Annotated in this window: 18 protein-coding genes; 5 read left to right on the forward strand and 13 right to left on the reverse strand. The window is 64.6% G+C overall.

From position 1 onward, the window contains the following. Nucleotides 1-140: 140 nt before the first annotated feature. From E6C48_RS20285 to dctP, 5 genes are all read right to left on the reverse strand, one after another. Nucleotides 141-1,658: a malonate--CoA ligase gene (locus tag E6C48_RS20285; protein WP_136360007.1), complete on the reverse strand. Its 1,518-nt coding sequence runs from the start codon at nt 1,656-1,658 to the stop codon at nt 141-143. Between the two features lie 13 nt (nt 1,659-1,671). After that, the gene (locus tag E6C48_RS20290) at nt 1,672-2,985 is read right to left on the reverse strand and encodes a malonyl-CoA decarboxylase (protein WP_136360008.1); all 1,314 of its coding nucleotides are present in this window, start codon (nt 2,983-2,985) and stop codon (nt 1,672-1,674) included. Then, entirely contained in the window at nt 2,982-4,298 is a 1,317-nt protein-coding gene (locus E6C48_RS20295; protein WP_136360009.1) for a TRAP transporter large permease, read from the reverse strand. Before E6C48_RS20295 ends, E6C48_RS20290 begins: the two co-directional genes overlap by 4 nt. After that, nucleotides 4,295-4,840: a TRAP transporter small permease gene (locus E6C48_RS20300; protein ID WP_136360010.1), complete on the reverse strand. Its 546-nt coding sequence runs from the start codon at nt 4,838-4,840 to the stop codon at nt 4,295-4,297. Before E6C48_RS20300 ends, E6C48_RS20295 begins: the two co-directional genes overlap by 4 nt. A gap of 199 nt (nt 4,841-5,039) precedes the next feature. After that, nucleotides 5,040-6,035, reverse strand: coding sequence for a TRAP transporter substrate-binding protein DctP (gene dctP / locus E6C48_RS20305; protein WP_136360011.1), 996 nt, complete (start codon nt 6,033-6,035; stop codon nt 5,040-5,042). A 142-nt stretch (nt 6,036-6,177) separates the two neighbouring features. Between dctP and E6C48_RS20310 the strand changes: the two genes are divergently transcribed. Next, the gene (locus tag E6C48_RS20310) at nt 6,178-6,930 is read left to right on the forward strand and encodes a GntR family transcriptional regulator (protein ID WP_136360012.1); all 753 of its coding nucleotides are present in this window, start codon (nt 6,178-6,180) and stop codon (nt 6,928-6,930) included. A gap of 123 nt (nt 6,931-7,053) precedes the next feature. Here the strand turns inward: E6C48_RS20310 and E6C48_RS20315 are convergent, their stop codons facing one another. From E6C48_RS20315 to E6C48_RS20335, 5 genes are all read right to left on the reverse strand, one after another. Further along, nucleotides 7,054-7,830 carry an inositol monophosphatase family protein gene (locus tag E6C48_RS20315; RefSeq protein ID WP_136360013.1) on the reverse strand — a complete coding sequence of 259 codons (777 nt, stop codon included), beginning with the start codon at nt 7,828-7,830 and terminating at the stop codon, nt 7,054-7,056. A gap of 11 nt (nt 7,831-7,841) precedes the next feature. Continuing rightward, nucleotides 7,842-8,579, reverse strand: a complete 738-nt coding sequence (locus tag E6C48_RS20320) for an amino acid ABC transporter ATP-binding protein (RefSeq protein ID WP_168734600.1) — start codon at nt 8,577-8,579, stop codon at nt 7,842-7,844. Nucleotides 8,580-8,582: 3 nt separating this feature from the next. Next, entirely contained in the window at nt 8,583-9,275 is a 693-nt protein-coding gene (locus E6C48_RS20325; RefSeq protein WP_136360014.1) for an ABC transporter permease, read from the reverse strand. Then, nucleotides 9,272-9,967, reverse strand: coding sequence for an ABC transporter permease (locus tag E6C48_RS20330; RefSeq protein WP_136360015.1), 696 nt, complete (start codon nt 9,965-9,967; stop codon nt 9,272-9,274). The genes E6C48_RS20325 and E6C48_RS20330 overlap by 4 nt, the downstream gene beginning before the upstream one ends. Nucleotides 9,968-10,028: 61 nt before the next feature. Beyond that, a complete protein-coding gene (locus E6C48_RS20335) occupies nt 10,029-10,838 on the reverse strand; it encodes a transporter substrate-binding domain-containing protein (RefSeq protein ID WP_136360016.1) in 810 nt (269 codons plus the stop codon). Between the two features lie 185 nt (nt 10,839-11,023). On the opposite strand from E6C48_RS20335, the gene E6C48_RS20340 reads away from it, so the two are divergent. Beyond that, nucleotides 11,024-12,136, forward strand: coding sequence for an aminotransferase class I/II-fold pyridoxal phosphate-dependent enzyme (locus E6C48_RS20340; RefSeq protein ID WP_136360017.1), 1,113 nt, complete (start codon nt 11,024-11,026; stop codon nt 12,134-12,136). 28 nt (nt 12,137-12,164) lie between these two features. Here the strand turns inward: E6C48_RS20340 and E6C48_RS20345 are convergent, their stop codons facing one another. Together E6C48_RS20345 and E6C48_RS20350 are read right to left on the reverse strand one after the other, a co-directional pair. Beyond that, complete coding sequence (locus E6C48_RS20345; RefSeq protein ID WP_136360018.1) at nt 12,165-12,986, reverse strand: helix-turn-helix transcriptional regulator; 822 nt, start codon at nt 12,984-12,986, stop codon at nt 12,165-12,167. A gap of 48 nt (nt 12,987-13,034) precedes the next feature. Next, nucleotides 13,035-14,285: a cysteine desulfurase-like protein gene (locus E6C48_RS20350; protein ID WP_136360019.1), complete on the reverse strand. Its 1,251-nt coding sequence runs from the start codon at nt 14,283-14,285 to the stop codon at nt 13,035-13,037. 155 nt (nt 14,286-14,440) lie between these two features. On the opposite strand from E6C48_RS20350, the gene E6C48_RS20355 reads away from it, so the two are divergent. From E6C48_RS20355 to E6C48_RS20365, 3 genes are all read left to right on the forward strand, one after another. Then, nucleotides 14,441-15,583, forward strand: a complete 1,143-nt coding sequence (locus tag E6C48_RS20355) for an aminotransferase (protein WP_136360020.1) — start codon at nt 14,441-14,443, stop codon at nt 15,581-15,583. Between the two features lie 226 nt (nt 15,584-15,809). Beyond that, nucleotides 15,810-16,826, forward strand: a complete 1,017-nt coding sequence (locus E6C48_RS20360; RefSeq protein WP_136360021.1) for a TRAP transporter substrate-binding protein — start codon at nt 15,810-15,812, stop codon at nt 16,824-16,826. Nucleotides 16,827-16,934: 108 nt separating this feature from the next. Further along, entirely contained in the window at nt 16,935-18,797 is a 1,863-nt protein-coding gene (locus E6C48_RS20365; RefSeq protein WP_136360065.1) for a TRAP transporter large permease, read from the forward strand. Between the two features lie 105 nt (nt 18,798-18,902). Here E6C48_RS20365 and E6C48_RS20370 read toward each other — a convergent pair whose 3' ends face one another. Next, nucleotides 18,903-19,700: an SDR family NAD(P)-dependent oxidoreductase gene (locus tag E6C48_RS20370; RefSeq protein WP_136360022.1), complete on the reverse strand. Its 798-nt coding sequence runs from the start codon at nt 19,698-19,700 to the stop codon at nt 18,903-18,905. Nucleotides 19,701-19,773 lie beyond the last annotated feature (73 nt).

Below are 19,773 nucleotides of genomic sequence, written 5' to 3' on the forward strand. Positions count from 1 at the left end.
CAACCGGCTCTATTCGTCGCTGCTCGGCGTGGTGCGGGTCATTCCCATCCTGTTGCGGCACTCGAGCGCGCGGCATAGCGACGAGGCGCAACCCGCCTGAAGCGCGGCGCAGCGGCAAGGCGCTTCCAGGCGGGTGCGGCTCAGCGCCGTTGAAACGTATCGCCGAAGCGGTCGCGCAGGACGTTCTTCTGCACCTTGCCCATCGTGTTGCGCGGCAGTTCGTCCACCGAGAAGATGCGCTTCGGCTGCTTGAAGCGGGCGATCTGGTCGTGAATGGCCGCAAGCAGCTTTTCTTCGTGGATGACGCTGCCCTTCTTCGGCACGACGACACCGACGACGCCCTCGCCGAAGTCGGGATGCGGCACGCCGATCACCGCCGATTCCAGCACGCCTTCCTGCTCATCCAGTAGCAGTTCCACTTCCTTCGGATAAATGTTGAAGCCGCCGGAAATTATGAGGTCCTTGGCGCGACCGACGATCTGGACATAGCCGTCTCGGTCGACGGTGACGACGTCGCCGGTGATGAAGAAGCCGTCGTCGCGGAATTCCTCCTTCGTCTTTTCCGGCATGCGCCAATACCCTTTGAAGACGTTGGGTCCGCGCACTTCGAGCACGCCGGTCTCACCGTTCGGCAGCACCTTCCTCGTCTCCGGATCGACGACGCGGATCTCGACGGCGGGTAGCGGGAAGCCCACCGTGCCGGCCCGCCGCTCGCCGTCATAGGGGTTCGACGTGGTCATGTTGGTTTCGGTCATGCCGTAGCGCTCGAGAATGCGGTGACCGGTGCGGGCCTCGAAGGCGTTGTGCGTCTCGGCCAGAAGCGGCGCGCTACCGGAGGTGAAAAGCCGCATGTGCGAGACGAGAGCCTTCGTGAAGCGCGGATCGTCGAGCAGGCGGGTATAGAAGGTCGGCACGCCCATCATCGAGGTCGCCTTCGGCAGCCAACCGATCACCTCGTCGGTCTTGAAGGAGGGCAGGAAGATCATCGAGCCGCCGGCGAGTAGGATGACGTTACAGGCGACGAACAGGCCGTGCGTGTGGAAGATCGGCAGCGCATGCAGCAGCACGTCGTTCGCCGTGAAGCGCCATGCCTCGACCAGCGACTTCGCATTGGAGAGCAGGTTGTCGTGCGTCAGCATCGCGCCCTTGGAGCGGCCGGTGGTGCCGGAAGTGTAGAGGAAGGCGGCGAGGTCGTCGCCCTTGCGCACAGCCGTTTCGAAGCGGTCCGTCTTGCCGGCCGCTTCCGCCGTCAGCGTGCCCGTGCCGTCGCCGTTCAGCGTCATCAGGCGCGCGCCGGCCTTTTCGGCGATGGGGAGAAGGGCTGCGCTGGAAGCGTCGTCGCAGACGACGAGGCCCGGTTCGGCGTTGCCGACGAAGTACTCGACCTCGCTCGGCGTGTAGGCGGTGTTGAGCGGCAGGAAGATGGCGCCGGCCTGGATGCAGGCGGCGTAGAGCGCCAGCGCCTCGGCGCTCTTCTTCACCTGGACCGCGACGCGGTCGCCCGACTTGACGCCCTGATCCCGCAGGACATGGGCGATCCGCGCCGCAAGCCGGATGAAGGCATCGTACGACAGCGTCGAGCCGTCCTCCAGGAAGAGGAAAGGCCCGGCCTTGCCCTGATGGGGCGCGAACAGCGCATCATAGAGCACGTTTGCCATTGTCGCTTCTCCGTCAGCTCCGCTCGGGGCCGCTCCGGCCCAGCATGGATTTTATCGCGCGCGTCGTGACCACTTCTGCGCGATGCGCGTACAGTTCGTGGTTCGTCTCTACCGTGTCGAGGTCGTAGCGGTAATTGACCATGACGCCGCAGGATTGGGCGATGCCTTTTTCCGAAAGGTCCGCGGCGGGATTGATCTTCTCAAGGCTCGCGCCGTTGCCGAAATGGAAGCGCGCCACCGGATCGAGCGGCAGGTCGTCCGCGCGTTTTGCCCGCACCAGGTATTCGGCGGCGAGCGCGGCCAGCGCCTTGCCGTGGGGTTTGAGGTCGTCGGCGGATTTCGCTTCGAGGAGTTGTGTGAGCAACACCCGGCGCTGCTCGTCGCCGTCCTTCGCCTGTGCTTGGCCGCGCATCCAGCGCGTCAGGCCGGGAACCGGCGAAAGCGTGACGAAGGTCTTGAGGTTCGGCAGCGACTGCATCAGGTCGGTCGCGACCTGCTTGATGAGGAAATTACCGAAGGAGATGCCGGCCAGGCCCTTCTGGCAATTCGAGATCGAATAGAAGACGGCGGTCGTCGCCTCGTCCGCCGCGATCGGCTGCCGGTCCTCCGACAAGAGCGCGTCGATCGAGCCGGGAATGCCGGCCGTCAGCGCCACCTCGACGAAGATCAGCGGCTCGTCCGGCATTGCCGGATGGAAGAAGGCGTAGCATTGCCGATCCGCCGGCTGCAGGCGGCGGCGCAGTTCCTCCCAACTGTTGATGGTGTGGACGGCTTCGTAGGCGATGATCTTTTCCAGGATGTTGGCCGGCGTCGCCCAGTCGATCGGCCGCAGCACCAGGAAGCCGCGGTTGAACCACGACATGAAAAGATGCTGGAAGTCGAGATCGGCGCGGCGGAAGGAAGGCGTTTCGTTGACCAGTGAAAGCAGGTCGCCGCGCATCGCGACCAGCCGTCCGGTCGCGCCGGGAAGCCGGTTCAGCCGCCTGAGCAGTTCCTGGCGCGGCGGCTCCGCTTCCTCGATAAGCCGGGCGAGTGTCGAAGCGTCGGGAGACGCCTTGTAGGCTTGCGCCGCCGTCGCAACCGCGCCGGCGTCGAGGTCGTGCGCGTCGGTCAGCAGGCGGAAGAAGTCCGCCTTGTCCTCCCGCGTGCCGTTCTCGTAGCGGTCGAGGATAGCGGTGGCGATGGAGAAGCCTGAAGCCTCGCCGCGCTCCGAAATGAGGGCGGCGCACAGGTCCTCCATCGAGCGCAGGTCGTCGCTTATCGAGCGCGGCGTGCTGCGTTCGAAGATCGTCGCGAGAAGGTCCTGCAGGAAGCTCGTTCTGCTCATGTACCGGGACCCATCAGGTAGGTCGGCAACCACGTCGCTATCTCCGGGAAGATACAGAGGATGACGATCTCCAGCATCATGCACAGCACGAAGGGGATCGTGCCCCAGATGATGCGGGTCAGCGGTACGTCGGGCGCGATGGAGTTGACGATGTAGATGTTGAGGCCCACCGGCGGATGGATCAGGCCGATCTCCATGTTGATGGTGATGATGACGCCGAACCAGATTGGATCGAACCCTGCCGCGGTGATGATCGGCAGCAGGATCGGCGCCGTCATCAGGATCACCGCCGCCGGCGGAATGAAGAAGCCGCAGACGAGCAGGAAGATGTTGATCATGAACATCAGCACCCAGCGGTTGACTTCCATCTCGGCGATGGCCTGCGCCAGCGTCTGGGTGAGGTAGAGCGAGGTCAGCATGTAGCCGAACAGCACGGCGGCCGCGATGATCATCAGGATCATGACGCTTTCACGGGTGGTGTCGCGCAGGATCTGCCACCAGTCTGTCGGCCGCCACATCCTGTAGATCATGATGGCGAGAAGCACGCAAAGCGCGGCGCCCACGCCGGCCGCCTCCGACGGCGTGGCGACGCCGCCGTAGAGCACGTACATGACGCCGATCACGATCGCCAGGAAGGGCGCGATTTTCGGGATCGACTCGAATTTCTGCTTCCAGGTGTAGCGGAAGTCCGCGGCATAGGCGCGGAAGCCGCGCTTCCACAGCAGGAAGATGGTCCACAGCATGAACAGGCCAGTCAGCATCAGGCCGGGAAAGACGCCGGCCAGGAACAGCCGCCCGATCGAGGTTTCGGTGGCGATGCCGTAGAGGATGAAGGTGATCGACGGCGGAATCAGGATGCCGAGCGTGCCGCCGGCGCAGATCGAGCCGGTCGCGACGTCGTCCGGATAGCCGCGGCGGCGCATTTCGGGGATGCCCATGCGGCCGATGGCGGCGCAGGTCGCCGGCGAGGAGCCGGTGAGTGCGGCGAACAGCGCGCAGGCCCCGAGATTGGAGATGACTAGCCCGCCGGGCAGCCGGTAGAGCCATCGGTCGAGCGCCTCGTAGAGGTCTCGGCCGGCGGGCGAGGAGCCGATGGCGGCGCCCATCATGACGAACATCGGGATCGAGACGAGGGTGAAGTCGTTGAGGCCGCCGTAAAAGGTCTCGGCGGCGACGTTGAGCGCGCCGAAGCCTTCGAAGACGGCGATGAAGACGAGCGCGATGGCGCCCAGCCCGAACGCCACCGGGGCGCCCGAGAGCAGCACGAGGAGCGTGACGACAAGGACGATGCCGCCTTCGATTGCCGGGTTCATGCGGGCACTCCCCCTTGGCTGGCACCGGCGTCATGGCCGCCGGCGGACGGGAAGGGCGGTTCGCGCCCGGTGGCGAGGCTATAGAGGTCGACGACATATTGCAGCGTCAGGATAGCGAAGCCGACCGGCATGGAGGCGAAGGGAATCCACAGCCGCGCCCGCCACATCGTGTCGGAAACCCAGTTGCCGTCCCAGGCCTCCCACCAGTAGAGGCAGGCGAACATGGTCATCGCAGCGGAAAAGGCGAGCGACAGGATAGCTGAGAACAGCGCAAGCCGGAATTTCCCGACCGGCCCCATGTAGTGCGGCAGGATGTCGACGTTGACGTGACCGCGCGTCAAAAGCACGTAGGGGCTGCCGAGGAAGGTCGCGGCGACGATCGAATAGGTGGTGAAATCGGTCTGCCAGATCGTGTTGGAGCCAAGCACGAAGCGTACGAAGACCATCTGGCACACGACGACGACGCCGGCCGTGATGAGGGCTGCGGCAGAAAAGCCGCAAAGCGTCGAGATCAGCCTGACCGTTCGGATGAATCTGTCCATGGATTCCAGCCTGGGTTGTGGGAGTTGGCGTTTATGACCCCCACCCCTAACCCCTCCCCGCAAGGGGGAGGGGGACTTGGGCGCGGCAGCTTCCCCTCCCCCTTGAGGGGAGGGGTTAGGGGTGGGGTACGGCAGGTGTTCGCAACGCGAGCACCTGCCTGCTAACGGAAAGAGCGACCGAATAGGACTTGCTCCCACCTCACTTCACGGCGAGCGCCTCGTCGATCAGCTTCTGGCCGTCCGGCACTTCCTTGGCGAAGTCCTTGTAGGAGCTCTCCTTGGCGACCGCGATCCAGGCGTCGTATTCCTCCGGCGTCATGGTGACGACCTCGACGCCGTGGTCCTTGAAGGCCTTGACCATCTTGTCGTCGAGCTTGAGAGCCTCGGCGGCGAAGAATTCCTGCGCCTTCTTCGAAGCCTTCATCAGCACGTCCTGCTGCTCCTTCGACAGGTTGTCGAAGCTCTTCTTGGACATCAGCACCGGCTCGTACATGAACCACAGTGCATTGTCGCCGGGCGCGGTGATGCACTTGACCTGCTCGTAGAGGCGGTACGACACGAAGCTCGCCGAGCTCGTGTCCGTCGCATCGGCGACGCCGGTCTGCAAGGCGTTGTAGACCTCGTTCGAGGCGATGGAGACGATCGAGCCGCCGGCAGCCTGCCACATGGCGGCGAAGGTCGGGCCGGCGGAGCGGATCTTCAACCCCTTCATGTCCTCAGGCTTGTGGATGCAGCCTTGCTTCGACGCGACCGCACCGGCCAGCCAGGCATCGGCGAGCACGATGGCGCCGGCGTCCTCGATCTTGGCCTTGATCGCCTTCATGAACGGGGACTCGTTGAGACGCTGCGCCCGCTCGTGGTTCCTGACCAGACCCGGCATCAGCGTTGCACCGAATTCGCGCACGCGACCGCTGGCGTAGTCGAGCGGGAAGGACGTGATGTCGAGCTGGCCCTTGATGAGAGCGTTCCACTGGTCCTTCGCCTTGAACAGCGAGGCGCCCGGATAGACCTGGATGTCGAGGTCGACGTTGGCGGCCTTGGCTTCCTTGGCGATGATCTGCACCATCTCGTCGCGCGGGTCGCCCTTGCCGCCGGGGAACTGGTGCGAGGCCTTCAGCGTGACGGCACCGGCGCCGCCGGCCAAAGCGAGTGAGAGGCCGGCGGCGGTCGCCAGCTTTGCGATACTGGATTTCATTGTTTCCTCCCTGCGGACTGTCGCCGCATGTCGTTTGTACTCCTCCGTACGCCTGTCACTCTAACCCACATGCACTCTAAGTCAACTTTCTTGTATACAAGATCGTTATTGATGAATGCAGATGGTTGATCTACGATCGGGTATGGTTTTGAGAAGCGCCGACAGGGTCAGGGAAGAGCTGGAGCAGGCGATCATGGCCGCCGAGTTCGCCGAGGGCGAGCGCCTCGACGAGGTGACGCTGTCGGCCCGCTTCGCGGTTTCGCGTACGCCGGTTCGCGAAGCCCTGCACGGGCTCGCCGCCTCCGGCCTCGTCGAGACGATCCCGCGACGGGGCGCCTTCGTGCGATATCCGAGCTTCATCAAGCTGGTCGAGATGTTCGACGTGATGGCCGAACTGGAGGCCATGTGCGGACGGCTGGCCGCGCGCCGCATTACGCCTGAAGAACTGGAGCGCCTGGAGGAGGCGGCGGTCGCCTGCGAAAGGGCGATGGAGAAGGGCGATGCCGACGATTACTATCGCGAGAACGAACGGTTTCACCACGTTCTCTACCAGGCAAGCGGCAACTCGTACCTCGCCGGGGAAGCGTCGAAGCTGCACAAGCGGCTGCAGCCGTTCCGGCGGCTCCAGCTCCGTGTGCGCGGGCGGCTTCAGCAGTCGATGCGGGAGCATCGCCAGGTCCAGGACGCCATAGTGAAGGGCGACGCCGAGCGCGCCGCCGATGTGCTGCGTGGCCATATCGCCATTCAAGGTGAGAACCTCAGGGACCTGATGGCGAATTTCGCCAAGCAGCAGGCCGGGACGGCGGCACGGAGCCAGAGCGCGTCTCCCGAAAGTGGGACCCGGTTTCGGGACAAAGACATGCGTAAGATCAGGAACCCGGAGCGTGCCGAGTGAATCTGAAAGATCGCGACGCGCCTTAGAGCATTTTGCATGCCGGGCGGAATCGTCTGGCGGCGCATGAATGCGGCAAAACAAGGAGATAGATCGTTTCACCGTCTCGGTGAAACGATCCGGAACCTATCGACCCAGCCGCGTCAGCGCATGCTCGTGCAGCGGACGGTCGCCGGCGGCGACGACGCAACCTCGCCAGTGGATGTCGAGCGGATCGCCCTGCCAGTCGGTGACGATGCCGCCCGCGCCTTCGATGATCGCCGTCGGGGCGAACAGATCATAGGCGTCGAAGCCGGCGTCGACGGCTAGATCGGTGCGGCCGCGGGCAAGGCAGGCATAGCCGTAGCAACTGCCGCCATACTGGGTGAAGCGCACCGCCCCGTCCAGCCGCGCGAACGGCGCGCGATCCGCCTCGGGAATGAAGCGGGGGTTCGATGAGGTCATATAGGCGTCGGCGAGCGTGGTGCCCGCGCGGCAGCGGATCGGCTTCCCGTCATGCCAGGCGCCGCGCCCGGAAATGCCGGTCAGGCGCTCTGCGGTGGCCGGCAGGTCGATGACGCCGGTCAGCGGCCGTCCCGCGCGGGCGACGGCGATCAGCGTGCCGTAGACCGGGATGCCGGCGATCCAGGCCGCCGTCCCGTCGATCGGGTCCAGCACCCAGACGAACTCGGCGTCGAGCCTTTCGGAGCCGTGTTCCTCGCCGAGGATGCCGTGGTCGGGGAAGGCGGCGCCGATCTCCTCGCGCAGCCTCGTCTCGACCGCGCGGTCGGTGGCGGTGACGAAGCTGTCGTCCTGTTTCAGGTCGATGCGCATCGCTTCGCGCGCGGCCTGAAGGATCATGGCGCGCGAGATGTCGGCCAACTTCTCGGAGAAAGCCAGGAGTGTATCGGCGATGTCGGTCATGTTTTCCGTACTCAGTGGGCGAGGATCTGGCCGAGGAAGGTGCGGGCCCGCTCGGTTTTGGGGGCGGCGAAGAAATCCGCGGGCGTGGATGTCTCGATGATCTCGCCGTTGTCCATGAAGACGATGCGGTCGGCGACCGAGCGGGCAAAGCCCATCTCGTGGGTGACGCAGATCATTGTCATGCCCTCGCGGGCGAGGTCGGTCATGACGTCCAGCACCTCGGAGATCATTTCCGGGTCGAGGGCGGAAGTCGGTTCGTCGAACAGCATGACCTCGGGATTCATGCAAAGCGCGCGCGCAATCGCCACACGCTGCTGCTGGCCGCCGGACAGTTGCGAGGGATATTTGTTCGCCTGGTCGTGGATGCGCACGCGCGTCAGGTATTTCATGGCGGCTTCTTCCGCCTCGCCCCGTGGCTTCTTGTGCACGAGGCGCGGCGCCAGCGTCAGGTTTTGCAGCACGGTCATGTGCGGAAACAGGTTGAAGGCCTGGAACACCATGCCGACTTCGCGCCGCACACTCTCGATCTTGCTTTCGTCGTCGGTCAGCTCCTTGCCGTCGACGACGATGCGGCCGCTGTCGTGCTCCTCCAGCCGGTTGATGCAGCGGATCATCGTCGACTTGCCGGAGCCGGATGGACCGCAGACCACGACCTTTTCGCCCTTGGCGACGGAAAGGTCGACATTCCGCAGCGCATGGTAGTCGCCGTAGAACTTGTTCACCTGTTCCAGGTCGACGATGCCGGTCATGGCTCAGCCCTTTCTGACATGGCGGTTGGCGTAGCCTTCGATCAGGGTGAAGGCGGTCTGTATGAACCAGACCAGAACCAGGTAGATGATCGTGGCGGCGATGAAGATCTCGTAGGGGGCGAAGGTGTCGGCCACGATGGTGCGGGCGACGCCGGTCATCTCCATCAGCGTGACGGTCGAGGCGAGCGCGGTCGATTTCAGCATCGACACGATCTCGTTGCTGTAGGCCGGCAGCGCCAGCCGCACCGCCAGCGGCGTGGTGATGCGGCTGGCGCGCTGGAACTTCGTCAGGCCGAGAGCCTTGCCGGCTTCGATCAATCCCTTGTCGACGCCGAGCACGCCGCCGCGCAGGATTTCCGAGACATAGGCCGCCGTATTGAGCGCCAGGGCGATGACCGAGCACCAATAGGGCTCCCGCAGAAGCGGCCACAGGAAGCTGTGCCGCAACAAGCCGAATTGCGGCAGGCCGTAATAGATGATGAACAGCTGCACCAGCAGCGGCGTGCCACGGAAGAAGTAGATGTAGGCCTTTGCGGGCCACACCAGCCAGGCGTGTTGGGACAGCCGCATCAGCAGGATGCCGACGGCCAGCAGCAGCCCGAGAAGGGTCGAAACCACCAGCAGATTGAGCGTCAGGCCTAGTCCCTGCAGGATCTTCGGCAGGCTGGTGGCGATCAGCGCGAAATCGAAGCTCATCGCGTCCCCCGCAGGTGGCGGTTGGCGCGCACTTCCAGTTGCCCGACGACAAGCGTGATGACCGTCGTCATCGCCAGGTAGATCATGGCGACGGTGACGTAGAGCAGGAACGGCCGATGCACGACGGAATTGGCCATCTTGGCGACGAAGAGGATCTCCTCCAGCCCGATGATGGAGATCAGCGCCGTATCCTTCATGATCGAAAGCATGTGGTTGCCGAAGTTGGGCAGGGCCAGTCGCCACATCTGCGGAACGCGCACGTACCAGAACACCTGGTAGGGGTTGAGGCTGAGCGCGCGGGCGGCTTCGATGTGGCCGCGGTCGACGCCGAGGAAGGCGCCGCGGAACGTCTCCGTCATATAGGCGCCGACGATGAGGCCGATGGCGATCGAGCCAGCCCAGAAGGGCGGCAGGTCGATGAACTTCACCGACGGATCGAACAGCTGCACGAACCAGGTCAGGGTCAGGGCCATGCCGAAATAGAACAGCAGCAGCACCAGCAGTTCCGGGGCGCCGCGGAAGACCACCGTATAGACCTGCGCCAGTGCGCGCAGCAGGCGGCTATTCGAAAGCTTCGCCGAGGCGCCGAGAAGCCCGAGCGCGACCGCGATGGCCAGCGCGACAGCGAAGACCTGCAGGACGGTCAAAAGACCGAAGAAGAAGTCATCCCACCAGCCGTCCAGCAGCGACATGGCAAACCCTCGCGAGCCAGGCGGGCGCCGCGGTCAAGCGGCGCCCGGAGGTTTTCGTTCGTCAGTCGACGCCCTTCCAGTTTTCCGGCTGGATGGAGAAGGGGAAGTATTTGTGGCTGTACTTCTCGAGCGAGCCGTCCTTGATCATCTCGGCCAGCGCCTTGTCGATGCGCTTCAGAAGCTCGTCGTTGCCCTTGCGCAGGCCGACGCCAACGCCCGGGCCGAAATACTTGACCTCGTCGATCGCCGGCGAGACGAATTCGAAGCCGGCGCCGTCATCCTTGCTGAGGAAGTCGAGATAGGCCTTCATCGGATTGGTGATGGCGATGTCGATACGGCCGTTCTGCAGGTCGAGCAGCATCGACTGGTTGCTGTCGTAGTAGACGACCTCGGCTTCGGGCAGCTTGGCTTCCAGCCATTTCGAATAGGTGGAGGCACGCTCCACGCCGAAGCGCAATCCCTTGAATGCTTCGGGGATCGGCTGGCCGGCGTCGTCGAACAGCATCAGCTTGGCGTCTTTCGCACCGAGGATGCGGCCGATCGAGACGCGATAGGGAATGGAGAAGTCGATCTTCTGCTTGCGCTCCTCGGTGATCGACAGGGAGGCGACGATCAGGTCGAACTTGGAGGCCAGCAGGGCCGGGATCATGCCGTCCCATTCCTGGCAGACATATTCGAGGTCTACGCCGATGCGCTCGGCGATGCCCTGGGCGACGTCGACGTCGTAGCCGGCCATCTGGCCGTCGGGCGTGCGGTAGTTGAAGGGCGCATAGGTGCATTCCATGCCGACCCGAAGGGTTTCGGCTTGGGCCGGCAGCGCCGCCGTCAGGCCCAGAAGCGCGGCGGCCAAAAGACCAGTCCTGAATTTCATGATGTCCTCCCGGTTCTTGGAACTCGTTGCGGCGATCCTCCCGCCGATTCCGGAACGATGCGCTGGTCGTCGGGCGAAGAATATCCTCCCAAGGGATGATGGTCGCCATCGGCCTCGGGGTGGATGGAAAGTGCCGACGGCTTGGCTTAGCCATCTGCCGAGCGTCGAGCGGAGGGAACGGTCCGATGAACTATTCGCGCATGCCTATCGAACTGGAATCGCCGGAACAGCTCGGCTACGACACCATCCGCTATAACCTGTCGGAAAGCTCGGTCGCCGACCGGCGGCTGGGCGAGCTCAATCTGAAGCTCGACGACATCCTGTTGTGCTACGGCGATCATCGCGGCGCACCTGACCTGCGCGCGCTGGTCGCGAAGACGGGCGAGGGGCTGGCGGCAGACGACGTGCTGATCACCGCCGGTGCCGCCGGCGCGCTGTTCATCATCTCGACCTCTATGCTGAAGGCCGGAGACCACATCGTCGTGGTACGGCCGAACTACGCCACCAACATCGAGACGCCGCGCGCCATCGGCTGCGACCTGAGCTTCATCGATCTCAAGTTCGAGGACGGTTTCAGGCTGGATCTCGGCAAGATCGAGGAGGCGATCCGGCCCGATACGAAATACGTCTCGGTGACCTATCCGCACAACCCGACCGGCGTGATGATCTCGCAGGAGGAACTGCGCGCCCTGATCGATCTGGTCGAGCGCAAGGGCATTCGCCTGCTCTTCGACGAGACCTATCGCGAGATGACGTCCGGCCCGATGCTGCCCCTCGCCGCCGGCCTGTCGGACCGCGTCATCAGCGTGTCATCGCTGTCGAAGACCTACGGCATTCCCGGCATCCGCATCGGCTGGCTCGTCACCCGCGACAGCGCGCTGATGGAAACCTTCCTGGCGGCGCGCGAGCAGATCGGCATTTCGGGCAGCATGGTCGACGAGTACATCGCCTATGTCGCGCTCAGCCGGCGCGAGGATTGGCTCGCCTTCAACAACGCCCGCATCGCCAGCGCCTTCGCCATCGTCAAGGACTGGATCGCTTCCGAGCCCCTGGTTGAATGGGTCGAGCCGTCGGGCGGCTGCGTCTGCTTTCCCCGCATCGTGCCTTCGGCCAAGGTGGACGTGGCCGGCTTCCACGAACGGCTCTACCGCAAGCACGACACCTATGTCGGCCGTGGCCGCTGGTTCGAGCAGGACGATCGCCATTTCCGCATCGGCTATGCCTGGCCGAACGAGGACGAACTGCGCAAGGGGCTGGCCGCCATATCGGCGGCGATCCGCGAAAGCCTCGTTGGTTGAGCGGATGAACCCGCACGTACGGCCGAGCCTAGAGATTGAGGCTTTTCAGGAAGGTCGAGAAAAGCTCCTGCTGGGTGGAAAGGTTGAGCTTGGTGTAGAGCTTCTGCCGATGGGTCTTCACCGTCGCCGTCGAGATGCCGAGATGATAGCCGATCGATTCGCTCGAATGGCCTTTCAGGATGAGAAGGGCGACCTCGCGTTCGCGCGGACTGAGCAGGCCGCGGCCGAAGTCGGTGAACAGGTGGTCGATGGGTCGCCCTTGGGATCGCGCCTCGCCGCGTGACAGATGCGCCCACAGGCGGCGGAAGATGGCCGCGATCAGCGGCTGCACCTGTTGAAGGCTGGCGATCGAGGCTTCGTCGAAGCCGCCTTCGCTGCGGATGCGCGACAGGCTGATCTCAGCCAGTTCGTTGCCCGGCAGGTCGATCGCGATGATCAGTTCTTCCATGCCTTCGGGCCAGCCGTGCGTGCGATAGCCCAGTTCCTCGTCCTCGTGACGGCGGATGTCGAGGTTCCGATAGAGATCGGAATCGAAATAGTTGTCGGGCGCCAGATCCCGCATCAGGTAGATGCCGGGCTTCAGGCCACCGAGATAGGCATTGTAGACCGGGTTGAGCAGATAGGTGCCTGCCGTGAAAAGCTCGATGGCCCGCTTGGCGCGCGGGCCGGAGAAGGTGTCGAACACATAGGCCGGCCGGCTGGTGCGCCGGTGGATCACCGACAGCGCGAGATGAAAATGCACGACGGAGCCGATGGCGGCCAGCAGGGCCGCCACGCCGTCCGGCTGGTCATGACGGTCGAGCGCGTGGGCAAAAGGAGCGATCCAGCTGGCGGGGGAAGGTTCGGACATGGACCTTTCGGTGCGGCGCCCGCAAGGGGCTGATATCTCAACCGAAAGTTATGACATGGCGGCTTTCGGCACAAGCTTGGCGATCGCCGCAAGCGTCCGGTCGATCTCTTCGGCGGTGTTGTAGTGGGCGATGCCGATGCGCACCACGCCTTCGTCCTCGGAGAGGCCGAGATGGCGCGCCGGTTCCAGCGCGTAGTTGTGGCCGGACCACACGTTGATGTCCTCGGCCGCCAGCGCCTCGGCAAAGCGATGGGTGGATATCCGGTCGTGGACGAACGAGATCGTCGGCACCCGGCGGGAAAAAAGGTTCGGATTGGCGATGCCCATCAGCCTGACGCCGGGCAGCGCCGTCAGGCCGCCGACGAGCTGCCGCGTCAGGCCGGCTTCGTAGGCGTCGAAAGCCTGGTAGGCGCCGGCCATCTTCTCGCGTCGCGTTCCACTGTGGCCGGTCTGTTCGCCCGCCCATGCCAGATAGTCGATCGTCGCCGTCAGCCCGGCCATGAGCTCGGTCTGCGGCGTGCCGGTCGAGAAGCGGTCCGGAAGGTCGTCGCTCTGGCAGCGCACCCGGTGCGGCGGCAGCGCGCGCAGCAGCGCCTCGCGCCCCCACAGGACACCGAGATGCGGGCCGAAGAACTTGTAGGACGAGCAGACGAGGAAATCGCAACCGACGGCCTGCACGTCCGGCAGGTGATGCGGCGCCAGCTGCACGGCATCGATCCAGACCAGTGCGCCGGCCGCCTTCGCCATGGCGGTCAGGGTGGCGGCGTCGTTGATGCTGCCGGTCATGTTGGAGGCGTAGTTGAGCGCCAGGAACTTCGTGCGCGAGGACAGAAGCGGCGCGAGGTTGTCCGGCTCGATGCGCCAGGTCTCCTTGTCGAAGGGAAGCCATTTCACGACAAGGCCATGCCGTTCGGCCATGTCGAGCCAGGGCGAGATGTCGCCTTCATGGTCCATGCGCGTGACGATGATCTCGTCGCCGGGCTTGAGCGTTTTGCCGATGACGCGCGCCATCTGGTAGGCGAGCGTCGTCATATTCGGGCCGATGACGATCTCCTGCCAGGACGCCGCGTTGACGAAATCCGCCGCCGCCTCGTGGGCGGCGCGCCAGATCGCGTCGGCGCGTTGCGAGGCGGCGAAGTGTCCGCCCAGATTGGCCGATGCCGTCGCCATCGTCTCGGCCACCGCGGCGATGACCGGTTCGGGAACCAGCGTTCCCGCCGGATTGTCGAGATGGGCGGTGCGGGAGTTCACGAGGGCCGGGAAACGGCTGCGAATGAGGTCCAGGGGATAAAGCGTCATGCGTCGAACTCCTTCGCGGCGATTTTGTCCGCCTTTGTCCCGCCTTCTCGTATCGCTGGCCATCCACCCCGAAGGGGATGGGCAGTCAGCCTCGGGGAGGATGGCGCACCGGCGCCGATCGTGCAGGATTGCCGGCGCGAACAGGGAGGAACGGCATGAAGATCCGCGAATTCGGCGTCGAGATCTGGATGAACGCCTATGAGAACGACGCAAAATTCAATCTCGCCGAAACCTGCGTGGATTCGATCACCGTTGCCGAATTGCTGTCGATGGCCGGCCGCAACGATACGGCGCTGGCCGAACTGTTGCCGATGCGCCTTGGATACGGAGCCATTGAGGGGTCGGACCGGCTTAAGGACGCGATCTGCCGCCTCTATCAGGAACAGAAACGGGAGAACGTGATCGTCACGCACGGGACGATCGGCGCCAACCACCTCGTTCACGTCGCTCTGGTCGAACCCGGCGATACGGTGGTTTCGATCGTGCCGACCTACCAGCAGCACACGTCCATACCCGAAAGCTGCGGGGCCGAGGTGCGGCTGCTCTGGCTGAAGCCGGAGAACGGTTTCCTGCCCGATCTCGCCGAACTGGCCGAACTGGCCAGGGGCGCGAAGCTGATCGCCCTGACCAACCCCAACAACCCGACTGGCTCGCTGATCGACAGGACCGGGCTGGAGGCGATCGCCGCCATTGCCCGCGCCGAGGGGGCATGGGTTCTGTGCGACGAGGTCTATCGCGGCATTGACCAGGAGGGGGACGGATTCACCCCCGCAATGTGCGATCTCTATGAGAAGGGCATTTCCACCTGCGGCATGTCGAAGGCGTTCTCGCTCGCCGGCCTGCGGCTCGGCTGGATCGCCGCGCCTGAGGAGGTCATCCGTGCGGTCTTCATCCATCGCGACTATACGACGATCAGCGTCGGCCGCCTCGACGATCATTTTTCCGCGCTGGCGCTGGAAAACAGCGAGCGGGTGCTGGAACGCAGCCGCAGGATGACCAGGACCAACCTGAAGATCCTCGACGACTGGATCGCGGGCGAGCCCAAGATCAGCTACGTGAAGCCGAAATCGGGGACGACGGCGCTCCTGCGCTACGATCTCGACATGCCCTCGGCGGAGCTGTGCCGCAGCCTGCAGGCCGAGACGGGCGTGATGCTGCTGCCCGGATCGGCACTGGACATGGAGGGCTGGCTGCGCATCGGCTATGCCTGCGACACCGAAGTGCTGCGGCAGGGTCTGGCGCTGTTTTCGCGGTTCCTGGCGCGGCAGGCTGGCGCGGGTCGCTCGCCGGTTCCCTGAGACAGGGCGGCGCGCATGCGCTCGTAATGCGCTAGGTCCACAATGTGGAATGATCTGGCCGTGTTTCCTGGTCCATTCACGCTGGCATGCCGTTTTGGCTTGCCGCTCGGCTGGTTTGTGTGAAATAAAAACAGTCTTCGGGAGAGGTAAGGTCCATTATGTGGACCTTTGGAGAATGTTTGAATTGGCGCTGCCGCGGAGCCAGGCGCCGAACTGGGAGGAAACGATGGCTGGACTGACGCGCAGAGATTTTCTTGGAACCACGGCGGTCACCGCGGCGGCGCTGACCATGCCGGCGATCCGATCCGCGCGGGCTGCCGATTTCCGCTACAAATACGCCAACAACCTGCCGGTCGCGCATCCGCTCAACGTGCGCGCCAAGGAGGCGGCCGATGCCATCGCCAAGGACACGGATGGCCGCTTCGAACTGCAGATATTCCCCAACAACCAGCTTGGCTCCGACACGGACGTGCTCAGCCAGCTTCGGTCGGGCGCGGTCGAGTTCTTCACTCTGTCGGGCCTGATCCTGTCGACGCTGGTGCCGGTCGCCTCGATCAACGGCATCGGCTTCGCCTTCCCGGACTACGATACGGTCTGGAAGGCGATGGACGGCGAGCTCGGCGCCTTCGTGCGTGGCGAGATCGCCAAGTCCGGCCTCGTCGCCATGGAAAAGATCTGGGACAACGGCTTCCGCCAGACGACGTCGAGCAGCAGGCCCATCGCCACGCCCGAGGATCTCGCCGGCTTCAAGATCCGCGTCCCGGTGAGCCCGTTGTGGACCTCGATGTTCGAGGCTTTCGGCGCGGCCCCCACCAGCATCAATTTCGCCGAGGTCTACACCTCGTTGCAGACCAAGGTCGTCGAAGGCCAGGAAAACCCGCTCGCCATCATCCAGACGGCGAAGCTCTACGAGGTGCAGAAATACTGCTCCATGACCAACCATATGTGGGACGGTTTCTGGTTCCTCGCCAACAAGGAGATGTGGGAGGCGCTGCCGGAGGACATCCGCGCCGTCGTCACCAAGCACATCAACGCCGCGGCGGTAGCCGAACGGGCGGACACCGCCGCGCTCAACGCTTCGCTGGCCGACAAGCTGAAATCCGAAGGCATGGAACTCAACACGCCCGATCCGGCACCGTTCCGCGACAAGCTGCGTTCGGCCGGCTTCTATGCCTCCTGGCGCGATAAATACGGCCAGGAGCCGTGGGATCTTCTGGAAAAGGCCGTCGGCAAGCTGGTGTAGGGCTTCGGGCCGAACGGTGGAAAACGGCTCTCGGATGATCCGGCGCGACATCGAGCGGAAAGGGTTGGGCAAGCGGCCTCGGCAGCCTGCCCGGCTGTCTGGCCGATGATGGAGCCGGCAGCCGAGGCGGAGGCGGGTATTTCGCTGCGACCGTGGGCAGCGAAGGCTGATGCTTTCCTCGGCCATCTGGTGGAGATCCCGGCGGCGGTCCTCGTCATCGCCGAGGTCGTGGTGCTATTCGCCGGCGTCGTCTCGCGCTATGTCTTCGACCGGCCGCTGGTCTGGTCCGACGAGCTAGCTTCGCTGTGCTTCCTGTGGCTCGGACTGCTCGGCGCCTGCGTTGCGCTGCGCCGCGGCGAGCATATGCGCATGACCGCCATGGTCACCGCACTGCCGCCGCGCGGGCGCGCCTTCATCGAGGTGCTGGCGATCGCTGCCTCGGCGGCCTTCCTGTTGCTGATTGTCATGCCCGCCTACAGGTTCGCGCTCAACGAAACCTTCATCACCACGCCGGCGCTCGGCATTTCGGCCGCATGGCGCGCCTCGGCGCTTCCGGTATGTGCCGCGCTGATGATCCTGATCGCGCTGGTGCGGCTGGCTTGTGTCGCTTCCACGCGGCAGGTCGTCGAGGCGGTGGCGCTGACGCTGGCCATCGGCGCCGTGCTCTACTTGATGAAGCCGGTCTTCGCCGACCTCGGCAACATCAATCTCGTCATCTTCTTCGTCGTGCTGCTCGCCGCCGCCATCTTCGCCGGCGTGCCCATCGCCTTCGCCTTCGGCCTCGGCACCTTCGCCTATCTGGCGCTGACGACGCGCGTGCCGATGAGCATCGTGGTCAGCCGCATGGACGAGGGCATGTCACATCTGATCCTGCTCGCCGTGCCGCTGTTCGTGCTGCTCGGCTATCTGATCGAGACGACCGGCATGGCGCGCGCCATGGTGGCCTTTCTGGCCGCCCTCGTCGGCCATGTACGCGGCGGGCTCTCCTATGTGCTGCTCGGCGCGATTTTCCTGGTGTCCGGCATTTCCGGCGCCAAGGCCGCCGACATGGCCGCCGTCGCCCCGGTGTTGTTTCCCGAGATGAAGGCGCGCGGCGCCAAGCCTGGCGAACTGATCGCGCTTCTGTCGTCGTCGGGCGCCATGTCTGAGACGATCCCGCCGAGCCTCGTTCTCATCACCATCGGTTCGGTCACCGGCGTCTCTATCGCCGCTCTCTTCACCGGCGGCCTTTTGCCGGCGCTGGTGCTGGCATTGGCGCTGGCGGGCGTCGCCTGGTGGCGCTCGCGCGGCGAGGACCTTTCGGCCGTGCGCCGCGCCAGTGCCGGCGAGATCGCCCGCACCTTCGCCATCGCGCTGCCGGCGCTGATCCTGCCCTTCGTCATCCGCTTCGCGGTGGTGGAAGGTATCGCCACGGCAACGGAGGTTTCCACCATCGGCATCGTCTATTCGGTGCTGGCCGGCCTGCTGATCTACCGCCGCTTCGAATGGCACAGGCTGCGCGCCATGCTGGTCGGCACGGCCTCGCTGTCGGGCGCCATCCTGTTCATCATCGGCGCGGCGACGGCGATGGCCTGGGCGCTCACCCAGTCCGGCTTTTCCGGTCAGCTCGCCTCCTTCATGTCGACGCTGCCGGGCGGGGTGGCGAGCTTCATGGCGATGTCGATCGTCGTCTTCGTCATCCTCGGCTCGGTGCTCGAGGGGATTCCGGCCATCGTGCTGTTCGGGCCGCTCCTGTTCCCCATCGCCGAGGCCGTCGGCATCAATGACGTGCACTATGCCATCGTCGTCATCCTGGCGATGGGCATCGGCCTGTTCGCACCGCCCTTCGGCGTCGGCTACTACACCGCCTGCGCCATCGGCCGGGTCAATCCCGATGAGGGCATGCGGCCGATCATGGGTTATCTGCTGGCGTTGCTCATCGGCGTCATCGTGATCGCGGCGGTGCCGTGGTTCTCCATCGGCTTTCTTTAAAGCATGATGCCGAAAAGTTGCAGACTTTTCGGAAAACATCATACTTCAAAAACAAAGGGTTAGAGTGAAATACCGATTCAGGGAAACGGCATTTCGCTCTAAGCGTCAGGCGCAGCGCGCGGTGAGTCCTCCGTCGACGATGATATGCGTGCCGTTGACATAACGCGCCTCGTCGGAAGCCAGGAACAGCGCGGCATAGGCGGTATCCCAGGCATCGCCCATGCTTCCCGTCGGGCTCTGGGCATTGCGCTTGGCGAGCATTGTCTCGACATCCGCGCCGTAACTCGCCGCCAGCGGCTCGCGAATCATCGGCGTGTCCATCAGGCCGGGCAGCACGCAGTTGGCGCGGATGCCTTTGCCGGCATATTGCAGGGCGATGTTCTGCGTCAGCGCCAGCACGGCAGCCTTCGACGCCGTATAGGCGGCGTAGGGGAAGCCGATCCAGCGCAAAGCCGCCGCCGACGAAATGTTGACGATGGCGCCGGCCCCTTGCTCGACCATCGCTGGCAGCACATGCTTGCAGGCGAGGAACACGCCGGTCTGGTTGACCGCGACGATGCGGTTCCATTCCTCCTCGCTTGTCTCGACCGGCCCTCCGGTGGCGGCGATGCCGACATTGTTGTGCAGCACGTCGATGCGGCCATGGGCGCCGAGGGTGGCAGCCACGGTGCGCTCCAGGCTGGCGCTGTCGGTCACGTCGGCCGTGAGCGCTAGGCAATCGCCGCCCTGCGCCGTGATCTCGCCGCGGGTTCGTTGCGCCGCCGCAAGGTCGCGGTCGGCGACGACGACGGCGCCGCCCTCGCGCGCATAGAGCAGCGCGGCCGCCTTGCCGTTGTTCAGCCCTTCAGGCGGCGCGCCGCCGCCGACGACGAGCACGACCTTGTTTTGCATGCGTCCGGGCATAAACGTGTTCCTCTGCCGGTTGTTCACAGTATGGACCGTTTGGCCCGGCTCAGAAGGCGACAATAGCGCAAGA

This window comes from Ollibium composti, assembly GCF_004801285.1.
Taxonomy (GTDB): Bacteria; Pseudomonadota; Alphaproteobacteria; order Rhizobiales; family Rhizobiaceae; genus Mesorhizobium; species Mesorhizobium composti.